Consider the following 16,754-nt stretch of genomic DNA (forward strand, 5'->3'; position numbering starts at 1 on the left):
CCCGTGACCCCCAAGTGTCCCGGACGACAGCACGCTTGCACACAGAAAGTTCACACACGGGACCGGAAAGACCGGCGGGGGCCCGGTCCCGGTCCGGCTCGCCGACCCCGGCCGGCGTCGGACGACGCGGGGGCCGCAGCGTTCGACGGGGACGGTGTCGCGCCGGCGGCCGACGCCCTCGCGCGTGCCGACGCCCCGGAAGCCGGCCCGTTCACGGACGGCGAGGCCGGCGGCGTTCTCCGGGAAGATGCCGGACTGGATCGTCCGGATCCCCGCCGCCTCGGTCGACCCGATCAGCGCCTCCAGGAGGGCGGAGGCGACGCCCCGGCCCCGGGCGTCGGAGCGCACGTACACCGCGTGCTCGACGACGCCCTCGTACGCGCACCGGTCGGACACCCCGGTCGCGGCGACCCGGCCGAGGACGCGGCCGGCCGCGTCGACGGCGGCGAAGCGGTGTCCGGGCCGTCTGGCCGCGTCGAACTCCTCCCAGGTGGGGGGCGGTGGTCTCGAAGGAGGCGTCGCCCCCGTCGATGCCCGCCCGGTAGATCGCGATCACCTCGTCGGCGTGCGCGGCGGTGAGCGGCACCACCCGGACGGGGCCGGTCACGCGACGGCCGGTCCCGTCGGGCCGGCCGGGGCGCTGGTCCGCCCGTCCCGGAGGCCGGCGCACGCGGGACGAGCCCCCGGGCGTCCGTACCGGAGGATGCGCGGCAGGACCTCGCGCATGCGGGCCAGATCCTCCTCCGGTGCACTAAGCAGCGCCTCGACGACGGGGTCGGTCAGTCCGAGGTCGTCCAGCGACCCGGGGTCCAGGGTCACCCGCAGGACGTCGCCATCCAGTCGTACCTCGCGCACGCAGCCGTAGGCAGTGCCCCGGCCGGCGGTGACGAGGCAGTGCGTGTCCATGCCCAGGGACACTTCCTGTGCGTCGGGCTCGTCGAAGTCGCACATGAACGTGAGCGAGAAGCCTCCCTCGTCGTCCGACTCCGCCACCCCCGCCATCAGGCAGTCGTCCGTTTCCGGATCGTCGAATCCGCATGCGGCCGAGGCCGTGAACCTGTAGGTCATCCGTACATTCCAGCACCGAGGACCGACAGCCGGCCGGGTGGGCGGCCGGCTGTCGGTCCTCCGGGGGTCATCGGGTCCGGAAACGGCGGTGGAGGTTCCGGACCACGTACACGCCCGGACCGCCGAATCCGACGACGTTCCACCACCCCTCTCTCGTGGTGTCGGCGAGGAACCTCGCCCCGAGCCCGGCCCACCACCCCGGCTGACCGCCGGGAGAGCGGTCGGCCCCCTCGCTCCTCCACCCGCCGGCGTCCGGGCCGCTCCCGAACCCCTCGGGGACGAACGGCAGATCGCTGAAGGAGGGCGTCGCGCCGGGCACCGGCCGCCCCGCCACTTGTCGCCGACCTTGTCGGGAAGACCGACTTGAACGGTGTCGGCCGCCACCGACCGGTTACCGGACCACCGGGGGGGGGGGCAAGAAACCTCCGCTCGTCACGCCCGCGAAGAATTCCCGGACCACACAGGACCCGCCCCCACTGGCACCCGCCGCGGGTGAACCGGTCCGGTGGACGCCCCCGCCGTACGAGGCCACGGCCACCGCCACGCCCCTCCACAGGGGCGAAACCCGGGAAGGGCACGGTGATCGTCAGGTCGGCTGCCGAGCCTCCCCGCCCCGATGCTTTGATCAGAGCATGACCCACCCCGATGACCCGGCCGGCGACAGATCCGGGCGGATGAGCCGTTCCGTCGTTTCCGGTGCGGCTTCCGTCGCGTTCTGGTTCTGCTGCCCGTTCTGGATGCTGGTCTGGGCCCTGGCCCTGCCGCTCGGCCTCACGGGCATCGCCCTGGGCGCCGTCGAATACCGCGCCGCCTCGCGGCAGGGCGTCAGTCGTACGCAGCCTCTGACCGGCCTGGCGCTCTCGTCGGTGGGTACGGCAGCGGCCGTTGCGTACATGCTCTTTGTGTTCACCCGCCCGGACATGCCGATTCAGGACTAAGGGCTCCTCTGGCAAACGGCTCCGGAGGCTGCATGCGCCGCTCGCGTATCAGCAGGTCAGAGCGCCGGATGCCTTCACCTGTCACCGATCGGTCCACAAATAGGCCACGCTCGGGCTGAGGCGTGGTCAAGAAGGCCGGTACCTGCAACGAGTGGTTGGCGAGGCTCTACAGCTATCAGGGTTACTTCTCGCCCTGGGTCTTGTAAGACCTCGTTTCACTTGGTGAGTCGGCGGTAGTTGATGAGGCTGGTGGCGATGGCGGTGAAGGCGAGGAAGTGTTCGGGCTTGCGCTCGTAGCGGCGGTGGGGCCGGCGACAGCCGGCCAACCAGGACATGGTCCGTTCGATGACCCATCGATGGCGTCCCAGCCGCTGTGATGTCTCGACCCCTCGACGAGCGATCCGAGGTGTAATGCCCCGGTCACGGAGCCAACGCCGCAGGTGAGGGTAGTCGTAGCCCTTGTCCCCGTGGAGCTTGTCGGGCCGCCTGCGGCGGGGACCGCGGCGGCTGCGGATCGGCGGTATCGACGCGACGAGCGGCTGCAGAGCGAGACTGTCATGGGTGTTGGCCGCGGAGATGACAACCGCGACCGGCAGACCGGACCGGTCGGTGACGAGGTGGATCTTCGATCCCTTCTTGCCTCGATCGGTCGGATTCGGTCCGGTCAAAAGCCCCCTTTGAGGGCCCGGACACTCACCGAGTCGATAGCGAAACGCGACCAGTCCAGCTCTCCGCGGGCACCGAGCTCGTCCAGGACGACCCGGTGCAGACGGGCCCAGACCCTGTCCTTGCTCCAGCGGGCGAACCTCCGGTAGACCGTCGGCCAGGCCGGCCCGAACAGCGGTGGCACCTGCCGCCACGTGCACCCCGACGTGGCCACGAACACGATCGCGGCCAGACACTCACGATCCCCGGCCCGTCGACGGCCGCCTCCTTGCGGGCGTCTCACCACCGTTTCGGGCACCACCCTGCGGAACAACTCCCACAACTCATCCGGCACCAACCGCTCAGCAAGGCTCGTCATGCCCAGCACAACGAGACGAACCGCCAAAGGAAACGACGTCTAAAGATTCCGGTTGCAATGTCCCCTTGGGCAAAGAATCGCAAATGTGTTCTCATTGCGCAGCGTGGGACCTAGGTGCATCCTAAAAGGCTTTGCCGTGCGTCAAGGGGCGCAGGCAGGGCTAGTTGACCGTATTTGATCAACGGGCGGTTCGGTAATCGCTACGGCCTGGTCGAGTGCGTGCTACTAGCATTCCGATCACCGCACAACTCCTGCGCGGTGACGATGGGCGCACCGCAGGTGCACGTACTGGGAGGGGAACAGATGAGCGACCCGGAGATCGGTGCAATGTCCGCGATTGCTGGCGCTCTTCATGATCTTGAAGAGGACGCCCAGGGGAGGGTGCTGCGCTGGGCTGCTGAGCGCTATGGCGTAGCGCTCAGCAGCCCAGCTGCTGGAAACGGAGTCAAGGGCGCGAGCGAGGCTGAAGAGGAGGCCGACGAAGTTAGTGACGAGGAGATCTCTGCCGAGGCCCCAAAGTTTGAGCACTTCGCCGAGCTGTTCCACGCCGCAGCTCCCAAGACCGATGTCGACAGGGCTCTCGTAGCGGGATATTGGTTCCAGGCGATTCAGGGGGACCCCTCCTTCCAGTCAGCCAACCTGAACAAGGAGCTGAAGAACCTTGGGCACGCTCTAAAGAATGTCACGGACTCTCTCAAGAGCAATCAAAACAAGAAGCCTGCCCGAGTAATTCAACTGCGAAAGACTGGGAACTCTCGCCAGGCGCGCAAGCTGTACAAGCTCACACATGAAGGATTGGTTTACGTCCAGGGTTTGATTGCGAGCTGAGGAACGTGACACCTGGCGAAGCCCTTGCGTCTCTACCGGACGGACTGCGGGACGACATCGTTAATGCCTTCAATCGGATCGTTAGCAACTATCGAGAGCATCGGTGGGAGCCTGCGGAGTTGAATGGAGGAAAGCTCTGCGAAGGAATCTATACTGCCATCACGGGATACGCTGACGGTCAGTATCTGGAGCGTTCATCCAAACCTCGCGACATGGTTCGCGCTTGTCGTGAGCTTGAGCAGAGGCCTTCCTCTGTACCGCGGTCAGTCAAGGTTCAGATTCCTCGTATGCTCTTGGCGCTCTACGAGATTCGAAACAATCGCGGTGTTGGCCACGCTGGTGGGGACATCGATCCGAATCTCATGGATGCGACAGCAGTCCTTTACATGAGCAAGTGGCTCATGGCTGAACTCGTGAGAGTTTTCCACGAGCTCACTGTCGAACAGGCGTCCGCGCTGGTTGAGAACCTGGTAGAGCGCGAAGTTCCTCAAGTATGGGCCGAAGGAAGCAGGAAAAGGGTCCTGAGTCTTGGGTTGACCTGGAAGCAAAAAATGCTCCTTCTACTTCTGAGTGAAAATGGTCCAGTGCGGGAGGCTGATCTCGTTAAATGGCTTGAGCATCCCAATGTCGCGCGCTTCAGGAGAGATGTTCTCCGTCCGGCCCATAAGGAAAGTCTGATTGATTACGAAAAAGATGGGTTTACGGTTCGCCTACTTCCGCCGGGTGTAGTCCAAGCAGAAGTTCTAGTCAGGCCCGTATAACGGCGCAAGCGCGTATCGCACAAGGTCGGTGGAGCGGCTTTGGGGTAGCGCTGCTTTGGCGCGAGTGATCATGGCCCCGTAAGCTTGCGGCGCGTCGGGCAGTCTGTGGACCTGCCCGGTAAAGCACGACGTTGGGGCCATGATCTTCGAGGCTCGCGCCAAAGTGGCTCCGTAAAGCCGTGGAGCCGACCGTCCCGGCCACGATGTACCCCTTCCCTGGCCTCAGGCGACTGCTTGCAATGCGGGCGGCACGGGCGCCGGCCAGACTGGAGCGGGACGGAGGCAAGAGCGCAGGCCCGGCCGGGGGCCGGGCCGCGCGCGGCGAGCGGAGCGAGCCGCCTTGATGAAGTAGGGAAACTCTTACCCCGCCGACCGCTGCTGCTCGGCTCGGAACTGGTCGAGCAGAGTGAAGAACAGCTCGATGGCCGGGGCGCCGGTGGTCTCGGCTTCGCGCTCGATCTGTGTTGACCAACGCAGTGCGCTCGGGCGGCCGTTGCGCTCATTGAGCCAGGTGTCGAAAGGGGTGTCCCCACCAGGAGCCCAGAAGGGGAAGTCCTCTTCGGCATCGTGCACCGCCATGGCCACCCGGTAGCCCAGGAGCACGGAGTCCAAGTGCGCCAGGGAGCTACCAGGGACCCACATGCCGGGGCGCAGGCGGACTTGGTCCAGGAAGTCGTAGACGTTCTCGAACTCAGTCGGCGGCTTCGTCTTCGTCACGCGGTCTTCTCCAGCAGGTGCCGGCCGTCGTGGCTGCGGACGTGGGAGCCCTTGTCGTCCAGGGCGTCGAGGAGGCGGACCCCGTACACCTCGGTCATGCGGGCGGTGTTCTCCTCCGGGGTGAGCCACTCGACCACGGTCGACTCCGTGGAGGTTCGTTCCTCGCCGCCGGACGGCTTGCAGCGGAAGACAAGCGCCACGATACCGTCGTAGGCGTTGCCCCTGTTCAGCGGGAAGAGATCGATGTCCACTTCCCAGACTGCGCCCTCATGGTCCAGACCCCGCAGCCGGGCCCCGGGGCGGCACTCGATCATTCCACTGACGTCGGTCGACATGACGTGATCCTGCCTGCCGGGCCTGAGAGCGGGCACCCACATTTCGCTCCGCGCGCTCGCGGCCGTCCGCCGCCGTTGATGTCACCCGTGGATGTCGAAGGCCCCCGACCAAGATCGGTCGGGGGCCTTCGCGTTTCCTACCTGGAGCCCCCTGTCGGGTTCGAACCGACGACCCCCGCTTTACAAGAGCGGTGCTCTGGCCAGCTGAGCTAAGGAGGCAGCCCGTGCAGTGTATCCAAAGACCGCCCGGCGACGACCGGGAATCTCATGGGCCGGGGAGTGCTGACAGATCCCCCCGCGCCGGGTAGCGTCACTTGCGGTTCACCCAGGTGGACTAGACCTCAATCCTTCCTTTACTCGGATCGTCCGGCACGTTCCTGCCGGTGAAGGGGCACATCACCATGGCTTCCGTCACGTTCGACAAGGCGACCCGGATCTACCCCGGCGCCACCAAGCCCTCCGTCGACCAGCTCGACATCCAGATCGCCGACGGCGAGTTCCTCGTCCTCGTCGGCCCCTCGGGCTGCGGCAAGTCGACCTCCCTGCGCATGCTCGCGGGTCTCGAGGACGTCAACGCCGGCTCCATCCGCATCGGTGACCGCGACGTCACGCACCTGCCGCCCAAGGACCGGGACATCGCCATGGTGTTCCAGAACTACGCGCTCTACCCGCACATGACCGTCGGCGACAACATGGGCTTCGCGCTCAAGATCGCCGGCGTGAACAAGGCCGAGATCCGGGCGAAGGTCGAAGAGGCCGCGAAGATGCTCGACCTCACCGAGTACCTCGACCGCAAGCCGAAGGCGCTCTCCGGCGGCCAGCGCCAGCGCGTCGCCATGGGCCGCGCCATCGTGCGCGAGCCGCAGGTCTTCCTCATGGACGAGCCGCTGTCGAACCTCGACGCCAAGCTCCGCGTCTCGACCCGCACCCAGATCGCGAGCCTCCAGCGCCGCCTGGGCATCACCACGGTCTACGTCACCCACGACCAGACCGAGGCGCTCACCATGGGCGACCGCGTCGCCGTCCTCAAGGACGGTCTGCTCCAGCAGGTCGACTCCCCGCGCAACATGTACGACAAGCCCGCCAACCTCTTCGTCGCCGGCTTCATCGGCTCCCCCGCCATGAACCTCGTCGAGGTCCCGATCGCCGACGGCGGCGTGAAGTTCGGCAACAGCGTCGTCCCGGTCTCCCGCGAGGCGATCGCCGCGGCCTCCGCCAAGGGCGACACCACGGTGACGGTCGGCGTCCGCCCCGAGCACTTCGACATCTCGGGCCCGGCGAGCAAGGAGGGCCTCGCCGTCACCGTCAACGTCGTCGAGGAGCTGGGCTCGGACGGCTTCGTGTACGGCTCCACCCGCGTCGGCGGCGAGGACAAGGACCTGGTCGTCCGCGTCGGCGGCCGTGACGTCCCCGCCAAGGGCTCCACGCTGCACGTCGTCCCGCGCGCCGACGAGCTGCACGTGTTCTCGTCCTCCACGGGCGAGCGCCTCAAGAACTGACCCCGGCACGCCGCTCGCCCCGGCACGCCGCGAACGGCCCCGCGTCCCTCCCGGACGCGGGGCCGTTCGGCCATCCGCGCCCCCCGGGTGGTTTACGGAGGAGAACCCCGGCGTTCGGGGCCCGTACCGCCCCGGTCGTCAACACGGGATTCGAAAAGCTCCCTCGAACCGTCCCCCGCGCGAGTGACGGAATGTCGCCGCGCCGCTACCGGCGGCTACGCTCGTCCGCGTGACGCACACTGCCCGCCGAATCGGCCGCTCCCTCGCCCTCGTCCTGCCCGTCGTCCTGGTGCTCTCGGGAACGCTCGCGGTGTCCGCCGTTCCGTGGGCCGGCCAGGGTGCCGCGACCCAGCTGACGGCATCCGCCAAGAACGTCTCCGCCCCTGCCGAGTCCCGCGCTCCCCAGGACGTCCTCCGCGACAGGCTCGTCGTGGAGCTCCGGGAGAAGGACCCCGGCACCGCCCTCACCCACCTCCAGCGCGAGGTGGAGAACCGGCCCTCCCTCGCCCGGCACTGCTTCTCCATCGCCCGCGCCCTCGGCCGCGCCGCCGTCGAGCACTACGGCCCCGCGCGCGCCCAGTCCTTCTCCCGCCCGGTCTGCGACACCTCGTACGCGGCCGGCGTGATGCGCGCGAGCTGATCCCCGTACGGCACACCCGCGTCCCGCCCGGGGCGCGCCCGCGTACGGCACACCCGGCGCTCCCGCGACGGCACCGGCGCGTACGCCACCGGTCACGGCCGGCACACCCGTACGGCGGGGCCGCGCCCTCCGGGCGGCGCCGCACTCACCGGGCGGGGCCGTCACGCGCCCCGCAGGGCACGGCCGCGCCGTCCCCCCGCGCCGGGCGCCTATCGTTCGCCGTATGCACATCTCTCCGACGCAGGCCGTGGTCCTGGCGGGCGGCCAGGGTTCGCGGCTGCGCCCCTACACCGACGACCGCCCCAAGCCGATGGTCGAGATCCCGGGCACCGGGACCCCGATCATCGGCCATCAGCTTTCCTGGCTGGCCGCCGAGGGCGTGACCGACGCCGTCGTCTCCTGCGGCCACCTCGCCGAAGTGCTGCAGGAGTGGCTGGCCGGCGCCGACCTCCCCCTCAGGGTGACGACGGTCGTCGAGACCGAACCCCTGGGACGCGGCGGCGGCCTGAAGTACGCCGCCGGGCACCTGCCCGCCCCGGACCAGCCCTGGTACGCCACCAACGGCGACATCTGGACCCGCTTCTCGCTGCGCGAGATGGCCGCCTTCCACGCCGAGCGCGACGCCCTCGCCACCCTCGCCCTGGCCCGCCCCCGCATCCCGTGGGGCGCCGTCGAGACCGACACCTTCGGGCACATCACCGACTTCGTCGAGGCGCCGCCGTCGCCGTTCCTCATCAACGCCGGCGTCTACGTCTTCTCCGCCGCCTTCACCGAGCTGCTGCCCGCCCTCGGCGACCACGAGCGGACCACCTTCCCCCGCCTCGCCCGCGAACGGCGCCTGGCCGGCTTCCCCCTCCCGCAGGGGGCGTACTGGCGGGCCATCGACACCGCCAAGGACCTCACCGAGGCCGCCAAGGAACTGGCCGCCCAGAGGGCCTGAACCCGCGCACCGCGTGACGGAGGGGCGGCACCGCGTTGCGCGGTGCCGCCCCTCCGTCATCCGTCCGTACGGACCACCCGCCCGTACGGGCGCGGCCTCAGCCCAGCAGGCCGCCGATCGGGTTCTTGGCGCCACCGCCGCTCGTCGGGCCGCTCTCCGACGGGGTGCCGGTCGTACCGCCGGTCGAGCCGGTGGTGGTGCCGCCGCTCGACGTGGTGCCGGAACCGGACGGGGTGTCGCTGGTGGTCGGCGGGGGCTCCGGGTTCGTCCGCGCGGGCCGGCGGTCGCCGGTGCCGGCGCCCTGCGTGGCGGTCGGGCGCTGCTCCCGGGTCCGGGTGGACCCCCGGGCCGGCTCGGTGGGGCGGGCCGTCGGCTTCCGGGTCCGCTCGCTCTTCGCCGGGGCCCCGGTGGTCGCCGTCGGCCGGGGCGCGGCGGGCGCGGTCCCGGTCGTGGAGGGGGCCCGGCGGCGCGGCTCCTCGGGGAGCGGGCGGCCGGGGAGGTGGTTGACCGGGTCGTTGTCGGGCCCGGGGACGGTGACCATGTCGGTGGAGCGGACCGCGCCGCCGAGGACGGAGCCGACGAGGAGGGTGAGGCCGACGACGACGGAGGCGAGGAGCGTTCCGCGGCGCAGGACGCGACGGCGGAGGTCGAGGAGGTCGGCGCGGGGCCCGAGGGTCCGCCACGCCTCTCCGGCGAGACGGCTGTCGACGGAGTAGACCGGGGCGCCGGCGATGAGCAGCGGGGACCAGGCGGCGAGGAAGATGATGTCGGCGGAGTCGTAGGCCGGGACGCTCTTCCAGCTGACGGTGAGGAGCAGCGCGGCGGAGAGCAGGGCGCCGCCGACCGCGGCGACGCGCTGCCAGAGGCCGAGGACGGTCAGGACGCCGACGACGACCTGGAGGAAGGCGACGGTGAGACCGGCGCCGACGGGGTGCTGGAGGGCGAAGTCACGGAGGGGTTCGGCGAGGGGCCAGGGGTGGAGGGAGTTGAGCAACTTCACCATGGAGCCGCGCTCGCCGCCGTCGAAGTAGACGGGGTCGCAGAGCTTGCCCATGCCCGCGTAGACCGAGATGAGGCCGAGGAAGACGCGGAGCGGGAGGAGGACGACGCCGAGGTTCATCCGGCGCCCGGGGTAGTAGGCGTGCCGGACGGAGTCCTGTCCGCTCCGCCGGTCGGCCCGGCCGCGCGGCGCGGAGTCCTCGTACGGCTCGGGGCCGGGCTCGGACCGCGGCTCGTACAGCTCGTCGTAGGCGCCCTCGGCGCGGCGCATCGGCGGCAGCAGCGGCGCGGTCCCGGCGGGCACCACGGGGGTGGGCACGGTGTCGCCGACGCGCGGGATGCCCTGGGTGGCGACCGCGTCGAACCCGCCGTGCCCGGCGGGGGCGCCGGGTCCGCCGAGCGGTTCGAGCGTGGCGACGGAGGACTCGCGCACGGCCTGGAGGAGGCCGGTCGCGCCCGGGGAGGACTTTCCGGTCCACACGACGGGGCGCCGGCGCGGGCCGCCCGCGCCGGACAGGGCCGCGGCGCGGGAGCCGGCGGCGAACTTCGGTCGCGGGGCCGGCGCGAGCCGCACACGGAAGCTGGCGTGGTTCACGATCACCTGGGCGGGATCGGAATCCACCTTGACCATGCTCAGCGCGGGCTGATCGTCGAACCCCGGCCGGGGCGTTCTGGTGTCCACACTCATCTAACCGAGTGATCCGGGTTTAGGACACTGCCTTGACGGCTCGCAAATGTCCGAGACCCGTCAAGGTCGACGCCGGGGCCGGGGGTGCGGCGGGGCCGCGGGCCGGTGTCAGCCCATGCGGCGGCGGGCCGCCTCGTACAGCACGACACCGGCGGCGACACCGGCGTTGAGCGACTCGGCGCCGCCCGGCATCGGGATGCGGACGAGGAAGTCGCAGGTCTCTCCGACGAGCCGGGAGAGGCCCTTGCCCTCGGAGCCGACCACGATGACGACCGGGCCGGACAGCGCCTCCAGCTCGTGCACCTCGTGGTCGCCGTCGGCGGCGAGGCCGACGACGGTGAGACCGGCCTTCTGGTACGCCTCCAGGCAGCGCGTCAGGTTGGTGGCGCGGGCGACCGGGGTGCGGGCGGCGGTGCCGGCCGAGGTCTTCCAGGCGCCGGCGGTCATGCCCGCCGCGCGCCGCTCGGGGACGACGACGCCGTGGCCGCCGAAGGCGGAGACGGAACGGACGACGGCGCCGAGGTTGCGCGGGTCGGTGACGCCGTCGAGGGCGACGATCAGCGGGTCCTCGTGGTCGTCGAAGGCGGCCGCGGCCAGGTCCTCGGGGTGCGCGTACTCGTACGGCGGGACCTGGAGGACGAGGCCCTGGTGGTTGAGGCCGTTCGTCATCCGGTCGAGCTCGGGGCGCGGCGCCTCCATGATGTGGATGTTGCCGCGGCCGGTGGCGAGGTTCAGGGCCTCGCGCACGCGCTCGTCGTTGTCGATGAACTGCTGGACGTACAGGGTCGTGGCGGGCACGCCGTCGCGCAGGGCCTCGAAGACCGGGTTGCGGCCGACGACCATCTCGGACAGGCCCTTGCCGCCGCGCCGGGCGACGGGCTTGCGCTTGGCCGCCTGCCGGGCCATCGCGTTGGAGACGCGGTACGCCTTGTGGCCCTTGCGGTTCTCGGCCTTGGGGGTCGGGCCCTTGCCTTCGAGGCCCTTGCGCCGCTGGCCACCGCTGCCGACCGTCGCACCCTTCTTGTTCGACGTGCGACGGTTCCTGCGCTGGCTGTTCCCGGCCATGACTACCCGATTTCCTCTGCTGACGTACGAAGTCTGTAAGTGAAGTGTGCCGCCCGGAGGTCCGGGCGGCACGTCTTCTAACGGTTGCCCAGCGTCCAGCGGGGGCCGTCCGGTCCGTCCTCGACGGCGAGGCCGGACCGGTTGAGCTGGTCGCGGATCGCGTCCGCCGACGCCCAGTCCTTCCGCTCCCGCGCCGACTCGCGCTGCTGGAGCACGAGGCGCACGAGGGTGTCGACGACGCCGTGGAGCTCCTCGCCGCCGCCGGACTCCCCGGCCCACCGGGGGTCGAGCGGGTCCAGGCCGAGGACGCCGAGCATGGCGCGGACCTCGGCGAGGCGGGCGACGGCCTCGTCCTTGTCGTCCGCGGCGAGGGCGCTGTTGCCCTGGCGGACGGTGGTGTGGATGATCGCGAGCGCCTGCGGGACGCCCAGGTCGTCGTCCATGGCCTCGGCGAAGGCCGGCGGCACCTCGGCGGCGGGGGCGACGGGCGCCCCGGCCTTCTCGGTGGCGCGCTGGACGAAGCCCTCGATGCGGGCGAACGCCGACTCGGCCTCGCGCAGGGCCTCCTCGCTGTACTCGATCATCGAGCGGTAGTGCGGGGTGCCCAGGTAGTAGCGCAGGACGATGGGGCGCCAGTTCTTCACCATCTCGGACACGAGGACGCTGTTGCCGAGCGACTTCGACATCTTCTCGCCGCTCATGGTGACCCAGGCGTTGTGCACCCAGTACCGCGCGAACTCGTCGCCGAAGGCCCTGGCCTGGGCGATCTCGTTCTCGTGGTGCGGGAAGACCAGGTCGAGGCCGCCGCCGTGGACGTCGAAGGCGGAGCCCAGGTACTTGTGGGCCATGGCCGAGCACTCCAGGTGCCAGCCGGGACGGCCGCGGCCCCAGGGGGTCTCCCAGTCGGGCTCGCCCGGCTTGGTCGCCTTCCACATGGCGAAGTCGCGCGGGTCGCGCTTGCCGGAGACGCCCTCGTCGGGCTGGCGCAGGTCGTCGACGTCCTGGTGGGACAGGGCCAGGTAGTCCGGGAAGGAGCGCACGTCGAAGTAGACGCTGCCGTCCGCCTCGTAGGCGTGGCCGCGCTCGATGAGACCGCGCATCATCTCGATCATCTCGGGGACGTGCCCGGTGGCGCGCGGCTCGTAGGTCGGCGGCAGGCAGCCGAGGGCGTCGTAGCCGGAGTTGAACGCGCGCTCGTTCTCGTACCCGATGGACCACCAGGGGCGGCCCTGCTCGGCCGCCTTCGTGATGATCTTGTCGTCGATGTCGGTGACGTTGCGGACGAACGTGACGTCGTAGCCGCGGTACGCGAACCAGCGGCGCATGATGTCGAAGTTCAGGCCCGACCGGATGTGGCCGATGTGCGGGGCCGCCTGGACGGTGGCGCCACACAGGTAGATCGAGACGCGGCCCGGCGTGAGCGGGGTGAAGTCACGGATCTGCCGGGCGCTGGTGTCGTACAGGCGAATAGTCACCCCCCCAGGGTAGTGGGCGTGCGACGGTGCCCCGCGACCCGTTCCCGGCCCCGGGGCACGTTTTTTCGGCGGTCCCGCCGCCTCGGGGGGTGCGCCCGGGGGGCCGGGGCCGGGCCCGCGGCACCCGGCGGCGCGGTCCCGGCCCGGCCGGCGGGACCCCTAAGGGGCGGTCACGGGGTACACCAGGGCGGTCGCGAGGGCGGCGAGGCCCTCGGCCCGGCCGGTGAGGCCCAGCCCGTCCGTGGTGGTGCCGGAGACGGAGACGGGCGCTCCGGCCGCCTCGCTCAGCGCCTTCTGCGCCTCGTCGCGCCGCTTGCCGATCTTGGGGCGGACACCGACGACCTGGACGGCGATGTTGCCGATCTCGTACCCCTCGGCGCGGACGATCCGGGCGGCCTCGGCGAGCAGGGTGGTGCCGGAGGCGCCGGACCACTCGGGGCGCGAGGTGCCGAAGTGGGCGCCGAGGTCGCCGATGCCGGCGGCGGAGAAGAGCGCGTCGCAGGCGGCGTGGGCGGCGACGTCGCCGTCGGAGTGCCCTGCGAGGCCGTACCCGTCGCTCTCGGCGACGTCCCAGAGGAGGCCCGCGCACCACAGGGCGCGACCCTTCTCGAAGGCGTGGACGTCGGTGCCGATGCCGGTACGGGGAATCACAGGAAGCACGGGGAGCGCGGGCGGCTCAGAAGCCATCGTTGGCCCTCCTTCGGGCGAGTACGGCCTCGGCGAGGAGGAGGTCGAGGGGGCGGGTCACCTTGAACGCCTCTTCGTGGCCGGGCACGACGACGACGGGCGCGCCGAGCCTCTCGACCATGCCGGCGTCGTCGGTGGCGCCCTCACCTGCGAGGGCGACGGTGGCGTGGGCGTGGACCAGGGTGTCGCGGTCGAAGCCCTGCGGGGTCTGGACGGCGCGGAGGCGGGCGCGGGGCGGGGTGGCGACGACCTGCTCGGGGCCGCCGGGCTCCCCGGCCGGCTCGACCTCCTTGACGGTGTCGGCGACGGGCAGCGCGGGGACGACGGCGACGGCCCCGTCCCGTACGGCCTCGACGACGGCGTCCACGGTGTCGACGGGGACCAGGGGGCGGGCCGCGTCGTGGACGAGGACGGTGTCGATGCCCGGGGGGAGCGCTTCGAGCCCGAGGCGTACGGACTCCTGGCGGGTCCCGCCACCGGGGACGACCAGGTAGTCGGTGCGCTCGGGAAGGGCGTGGGTGTCGAGGAGGTTCTTGACCTCGGCGGCACCGGCGCTGTCGGGAGGGGCGACCACGACGACGAGCGAGACCGCGCGGGAGGCGGCCATCGCGCGGACGGCGTGGATGAGCATGGGGGTGCCGCCCAGCGCGCGCAGCGCCTTGGGGGCGCCCGGGCCGAGGCGTACGCCCCGTCCGGCCGCCGGGATCACCACGGCGGTGCGACGGGGAGGCGCTTCGTCTGACATCGGTTGCACTCCGGCAGGTTTGTTTCCGCGGCCGACATGGGTAGGGCACTCACCGTGCCGGACGCTCCGCCTTGACCGGGCCCTTTCCGTGACGACGGTCGAGGCGTTGCCGCCCAGCACAGGGGGTTCGGACACAGCGGGGTGGGCGGGCGCTCATCGGCCGCTCCCCGGCTGCTTCTCCCCTTGTTCCTCGGCTCCTCGACGCCGTACACGCGGATCCGGGTCCGTGCGCACTCGGCCGTGGGCGCGAGGTTCACGCACGCGGACGCGCGAAGGTGTGTGTGAGGCGCGCGCGAACGGTTATGTGTGAGGGGGATGGTACGTACGCGAACATGCCGCGGCGCCCGGCGACAGCACTGTGTGGATCACAGCGCGTCGGCGGGCACCACGGCAGTGCTTCGCTCGGCAACGCGCTCCGGTGTGGTCGGAGCACGCTCAGGACGCGAGGACCTCGTCGAGGAGGGCCTCGGCCTTGTCCTCGTTCGTGTTCTCCGCGAGGGCCAGCTCGCTGACCAGGATCTGCCGCGCCTTGGCGAGCATGCGCTTCTCACCCGCGGAGAGACCCCGCTCGCGCTCGCGCCGCCACAGGTCGCGGACCACTTCGGCGACCTTGATGACATCGCCGGAGGCGAGCTTCTCCAGGTTCGCCTTGTACCGACGGGACCAGTTCGTCGGCTCTTCGGCGTACGGCGCGCGCAGCACCTCGAAGACCCGGTCCAGCCCGTCCTGCCCGACTACGTCGCGGACCCCGACGAACTCCGCGTTGTCCGCCGGCACGCGGACCGTCAGGTCACCCTGCGCGACCTTGAGCACCAAGTAGGTCTTGTCCACGCCTTTGATCTGGCGAGTTTCGATGGCCTCGATCAGCGCGGCCCCGTGATGGGGATAGACCACGGTGTCGCCAACCTTGAACGTCATGTGACAGGTACCCCTTCCGTGGCTATCCAGGGTAACACGGATACGGCTTCTTCTGAATGGCGTTTTCGCAGGTCAGGGCATATCTCGGGGCTTGACAACAGCGATGCGGACGTGCTGCGGAAGGCTTGCGGAAGGGGGTATTCGCAGGTCGGAGCGGCTGTCCGGACGGAGAGAAACGCGTACGTTACACCCACTCGCCCCTTCGAGGAGAAGGCGTGATGTGCCGTTTTGTCGGGTTCGGTGTGTCCTTCTTCACCTACTCCGTTCGAGGATCGACCACTCGTACGGGTGCATCGCACGACGTTTCCCGGAATTGATCAACCGGGTCCGGTCGACATCGGCCCGGGATTTTCCGGAGACGCGGCTCCGGGGAATGCGCGGCACTCCCGAATTGATCAAGGCTCTTATGTGAACAACAGGTCAATGGGTCGCGATCCGGCCATGACCGCACGGGTGCGGCGGCCGCGGGGGCGCCCGGGAGCGCTCCGCCGGACTCCACGGGGAGGGCCGGCTCCACGAAGGAGGGCCCCGGCCCCACGAGGAAGGCCCGCTCCACGGGGAGCGCGCAGAGGCGGGCTCCCCGGAGAGGCGGGAAAGGGCCGCGGCGGGTTAGGGGCGGGTCGGGTGCGGGACGGAGAGTGCGGCTCGGTAACCTGAACGCGCTGACACGCCTTGAGTTGGCCCCCGGTCCCCAGTCCGTCCGTACGTCCTAGGAGATGCCGCCGCCGTGAGCCGCAGCCTTCGACGCGGCGCCCTCGCCGCCACCGCCATCGTGTTCTCCGTCGCCGCCCTGTCCGCCTGTGGCGCGGGCAACGACGCGCAGACCCTTCAGATCCGTCCGGACAACGCCGCCGTGACGGTGGACGACATCAAGATCCAGAACGCGCTCGTGATCACCCAGCCCGAGCCCGGCGCCAAGGGTCCGGCCGCCGTCTCGGCCACCGTCTTCAACGGCGGCGACCAGCCGCAGACCCTCGAAGCGGTCACCCTGCCGGGTACCAACGCCGTCGTGAAGCTGACCCCGGCCAAGGGCACCGGCCAGGTCACCGTCCCGGCCGGCGGCTCCCTCGTCATCGGCGGCGCGGGCAACGCCACCGCCCTGGTCGAGAGCGGCGCCGAGTCCGCCAAGGACGGCGACGCGCAGAAGGTCGTCTTCAAGCTGAGCAAGACCGGCGAGGTCGGCCTGGACGCCTTCGTGGTCCCCGCGACGAGCTACTTCAAGGAGTTCGGCCCCTCGGTCGTCCCCGCTCCCCCGTCCGCCTCCGCGTCCGCCCCGGCGTCGCCCTCCGCCTCCGCGTCGCCGTCGGGCGAGGCGAGCCACGGAACCGGTCACTGACCCGGCCGCACCCGCGTACGCGTGAAGGGGCGCCCCCTGCCGAGGGGGCGCCCCTTCACGCGTACGCACGGTTTCCCGCGGTTTCCCGCGG

17 protein-coding genes, 1 tRNA gene and 1 pseudogene are annotated in these 16,754 nt (G+C 70.6%); 7 read left to right on the plus strand and 12 right to left on the minus strand.

Annotated elements, in window-relative coordinates:
• Positions 1–123: 123 nt before the first annotated feature.
• Positions 124–607 (minus strand): annotated as a pseudogene (locus tag ACFYZY_RS01965) (GNAT family N-acetyltransferase); the annotation flags it as partial.
• Positions 604–1,068 (minus strand): Imm10 family immunity protein, encoded by a 465-nt coding sequence (locus ACFYZY_RS01970; RefSeq protein WP_388688647.1) that lies wholly within the window; start codon positions 1,066–1,068, stop codon positions 604–606. The pseudogene ACFYZY_RS01965 and the gene ACFYZY_RS01970, both read right to left, overlap by 4 nt.
• Before the next feature lie 632 nt (positions 1,069–1,700).
• Here ACFYZY_RS01970 and ACFYZY_RS01975 point away from each other — a divergent pair.
• Complete coding sequence (locus ACFYZY_RS01975) at positions 1,701–2,006, plus strand: hypothetical protein (RefSeq protein ID WP_388688648.1); 306 nt, start codon at positions 1,701–1,703, stop codon at positions 2,004–2,006.
• Between the two features lie 215 nt (positions 2,007–2,221).
• Here the strand turns inward: ACFYZY_RS01975 and ACFYZY_RS01980 are convergent.
• A protein-coding gene (locus ACFYZY_RS01980; protein WP_388688792.1) for an IS5 family transposase occupies positions 2,222–3,036 on the minus strand; the annotation gives its coding sequence in 2 pieces (ribosomal slippage) (positions 2,222–2,676 and positions 2,676–3,036; 816 coding nt in all).
• 297 nt (positions 3,037–3,333) lie between these two features.
• On the opposite strand from ACFYZY_RS01980, the gene ACFYZY_RS01985 reads away from it, so the two are divergent.
• Both ACFYZY_RS01985 and ACFYZY_RS01990 read left to right on the plus strand, forming a co-directional pair.
• Complete coding sequence (locus ACFYZY_RS01985; RefSeq protein WP_388688650.1) at positions 3,334–3,858, plus strand: hypothetical protein; 525 nt, start codon at positions 3,334–3,336, stop codon at positions 3,856–3,858.
• 287 nt (positions 3,859–4,145) lie between these two features.
• On the plus strand, positions 4,146–4,619 hold the full coding sequence (locus ACFYZY_RS01990) for a hypothetical protein (RefSeq protein ID WP_388688652.1): 474 nt from the start codon (positions 4,146–4,148) through the stop codon (positions 4,617–4,619).
• A gap of 360 nt (positions 4,620–4,979) precedes the next feature.
• On the opposite strand, the gene ACFYZY_RS01995 is transcribed toward ACFYZY_RS01990, so the two are convergent.
• From ACFYZY_RS01995 to ACFYZY_RS02005, 3 genes are all read right to left on the minus strand, one after another.
• Positions 4,980–5,336 carry a hypothetical protein gene (locus tag ACFYZY_RS01995; RefSeq protein ID WP_388688653.1) on the minus strand — a complete coding sequence of 119 codons (357 nt, stop codon included), beginning with the start codon at positions 5,334–5,336 and terminating at the stop codon, positions 4,980–4,982.
• The gene (locus ACFYZY_RS02000; RefSeq protein WP_388688655.1) at positions 5,333–5,671 is read right to left on the minus strand and encodes a hypothetical protein; all 339 of its coding nucleotides are present in this window, start codon (positions 5,669–5,671) and stop codon (positions 5,333–5,335) included. Before ACFYZY_RS02000 ends, ACFYZY_RS01995 begins: the two co-directional genes overlap by 4 nt.
• A gap of 142 nt (positions 5,672–5,813) precedes the next feature.
• Positions 5,814–5,890 (minus strand) — tRNA-Thr (locus ACFYZY_RS02005).
• A 182-nt stretch (positions 5,891–6,072) separates the two neighbouring features.
• Between ACFYZY_RS02005 and ACFYZY_RS02010 the strand changes: the two genes are divergently transcribed.
• From ACFYZY_RS02010 to ACFYZY_RS02020, 3 genes are all read left to right on the plus strand, one after another.
• A complete protein-coding gene (locus ACFYZY_RS02010) occupies positions 6,073–7,170 on the plus strand; it encodes an ABC transporter ATP-binding protein (protein WP_388688657.1) in 1,098 nt (365 codons plus the stop codon).
• A gap of 229 nt (positions 7,171–7,399) precedes the next feature.
• On the plus strand, positions 7,400–7,810 hold the full coding sequence (locus tag ACFYZY_RS02015) for a hypothetical protein (protein ID WP_388688658.1): 411 nt from the start codon (positions 7,400–7,402) through the stop codon (positions 7,808–7,810).
• A 223-nt stretch (positions 7,811–8,033) separates the two neighbouring features.
• Entirely contained in the window at positions 8,034–8,750 is a 717-nt protein-coding gene (locus ACFYZY_RS02020) for an NDP-sugar synthase (RefSeq protein WP_388688660.1), read from the plus strand.
• A gap of 97 nt (positions 8,751–8,847) precedes the next feature.
• On the opposite strand, the gene ACFYZY_RS02025 is transcribed toward ACFYZY_RS02020, so the two are convergent.
• The 6 genes from ACFYZY_RS02025 to ACFYZY_RS02050 all read right to left on the minus strand — a co-directional run bounded on the left by ACFYZY_RS02025 (position 8,848) and on the right by ACFYZY_RS02050 (position 15,327).
• The gene (locus ACFYZY_RS02025; RefSeq protein WP_388688662.1) at positions 8,848–10,437 is read right to left on the minus strand and encodes a DoxX family membrane protein; all 1,590 of its coding nucleotides are present in this window, start codon (positions 10,435–10,437) and stop codon (positions 8,848–8,850) included.
• 108 nt (positions 10,438–10,545) lie between these two features.
• Entirely contained in the window at positions 10,546–11,502 is a 957-nt protein-coding gene (rlmB, locus tag ACFYZY_RS02030; RefSeq protein ID WP_388688663.1) for a 23S rRNA (guanosine(2251)-2'-O)-methyltransferase RlmB, read from the minus strand.
• A gap of 77 nt (positions 11,503–11,579) precedes the next feature.
• Positions 11,580–12,977 (minus strand): cysteine--tRNA ligase, encoded by a 1,398-nt coding sequence (gene cysS, locus ACFYZY_RS02035; RefSeq protein WP_388688665.1) that lies wholly within the window; start codon positions 12,975–12,977, stop codon positions 11,580–11,582.
• Positions 12,978–13,136: 159 nt separating this feature from the next.
• Positions 13,137–13,664, minus strand: a complete 528-nt coding sequence (ispF, locus tag ACFYZY_RS02040; protein WP_388688667.1) for a 2-C-methyl-D-erythritol 2,4-cyclodiphosphate synthase — start codon at positions 13,662–13,664, stop codon at positions 13,137–13,139.
• Positions 13,654–14,409 (minus strand): 2-C-methyl-D-erythritol 4-phosphate cytidylyltransferase, encoded by a 756-nt coding sequence (ispD, locus tag ACFYZY_RS02045; protein ID WP_388688668.1) that lies wholly within the window; start codon positions 14,407–14,409, stop codon positions 13,654–13,656. The genes ispF and ispD overlap by 11 nt, the downstream gene beginning before the upstream one ends.
• 435 nt (positions 14,410–14,844) lie before the next feature.
• Positions 14,845–15,327, minus strand: coding sequence for a CarD family transcriptional regulator (locus tag ACFYZY_RS02050; RefSeq protein WP_003953493.1), 483 nt, complete (start codon positions 15,325–15,327; stop codon positions 14,845–14,847).
• Between the two features lie 727 nt (positions 15,328–16,054).
• On the opposite strand from ACFYZY_RS02050, the gene ACFYZY_RS02055 reads away from it, so the two are divergent.
• On the plus strand, positions 16,055–16,663 hold the full coding sequence (locus ACFYZY_RS02055) for a DUF461 domain-containing protein (RefSeq protein ID WP_388688670.1): 609 nt from the start codon (positions 16,055–16,057) through the stop codon (positions 16,661–16,663).
• Positions 16,664–16,754: the final 91 nt, after the last annotated feature.

This window comes from Streptomyces sp. NPDC001744 (genome assembly GCF_042892575.1).
GTDB lineage: Bacteria > Actinomycetota > Actinomycetes > Streptomycetales > Streptomycetaceae > Streptomyces.

Coding starts and splice junctions, on each gene's coding strand:
- ACFYZY_RS01970 (WP_388688647.1), bottom strand. CDS start 1,068: ATGACCTACAGGTTCACGGCCTCGGCCGCATGCGGATTCGACGATCCG.
- ACFYZY_RS01975 (WP_388688648.1), top strand. CDS start 1,701: ATGACCCACCCCGATGACCCGGCCGGCGACAGATCCGGGCGGATGAGC.
- ACFYZY_RS01985 (WP_388688650.1), top strand. CDS start 3,334: ATGAGCGACCCGGAGATCGGTGCAATGTCCGCGATTGCTGGCGCTCTT.
- ACFYZY_RS01990 (WP_388688652.1), top strand. CDS start 4,146: ATGCTCTTGGCGCTCTACGAGATTCGAAACAATCGCGGTGTTGGCCAC.
- ACFYZY_RS02000 (WP_388688655.1), bottom strand. CDS start 5,671: ATGTCGACCGACGTCAGTGGAATGATCGAGTGCCGCCCCGGGGCCCGG.
- ACFYZY_RS02010 (WP_388688657.1), top strand. CDS start 6,073: ATGGCTTCCGTCACGTTCGACAAGGCGACCCGGATCTACCCCGGCGCC.
- ACFYZY_RS02020 (WP_388688660.1), top strand. CDS start 8,034: ATGCACATCTCTCCGACGCAGGCCGTGGTCCTGGCGGGCGGCCAGGGT.
- ACFYZY_RS02025 (WP_388688662.1), bottom strand. CDS start 10,437: ATGAGTGTGGACACCAGAACGCCCCGGCCGGGGTTCGACGATCAGCCC.
- rlmB (WP_388688663.1), bottom strand. CDS start 11,502: ATGGCCGGGAACAGCCAGCGCAGGAACCGTCGCACGTCGAACAAGAAG.
- ispF (WP_388688667.1), bottom strand. CDS start 13,664: ATGGCTTCTGAGCCGCCCGCGCTCCCCGTGCTTCCTGTGATTCCCCGT.
- ispD (WP_388688668.1), bottom strand. CDS start 14,409: ATGTCAGACGAAGCGCCTCCCCGTCGCACCGCCGTGGTGATCCCGGCG.
- ACFYZY_RS02050 (WP_003953493.1), bottom strand. CDS start 15,327: ATGACGTTCAAGGTTGGCGACACCGTGGTCTATCCCCATCACGGGGCC.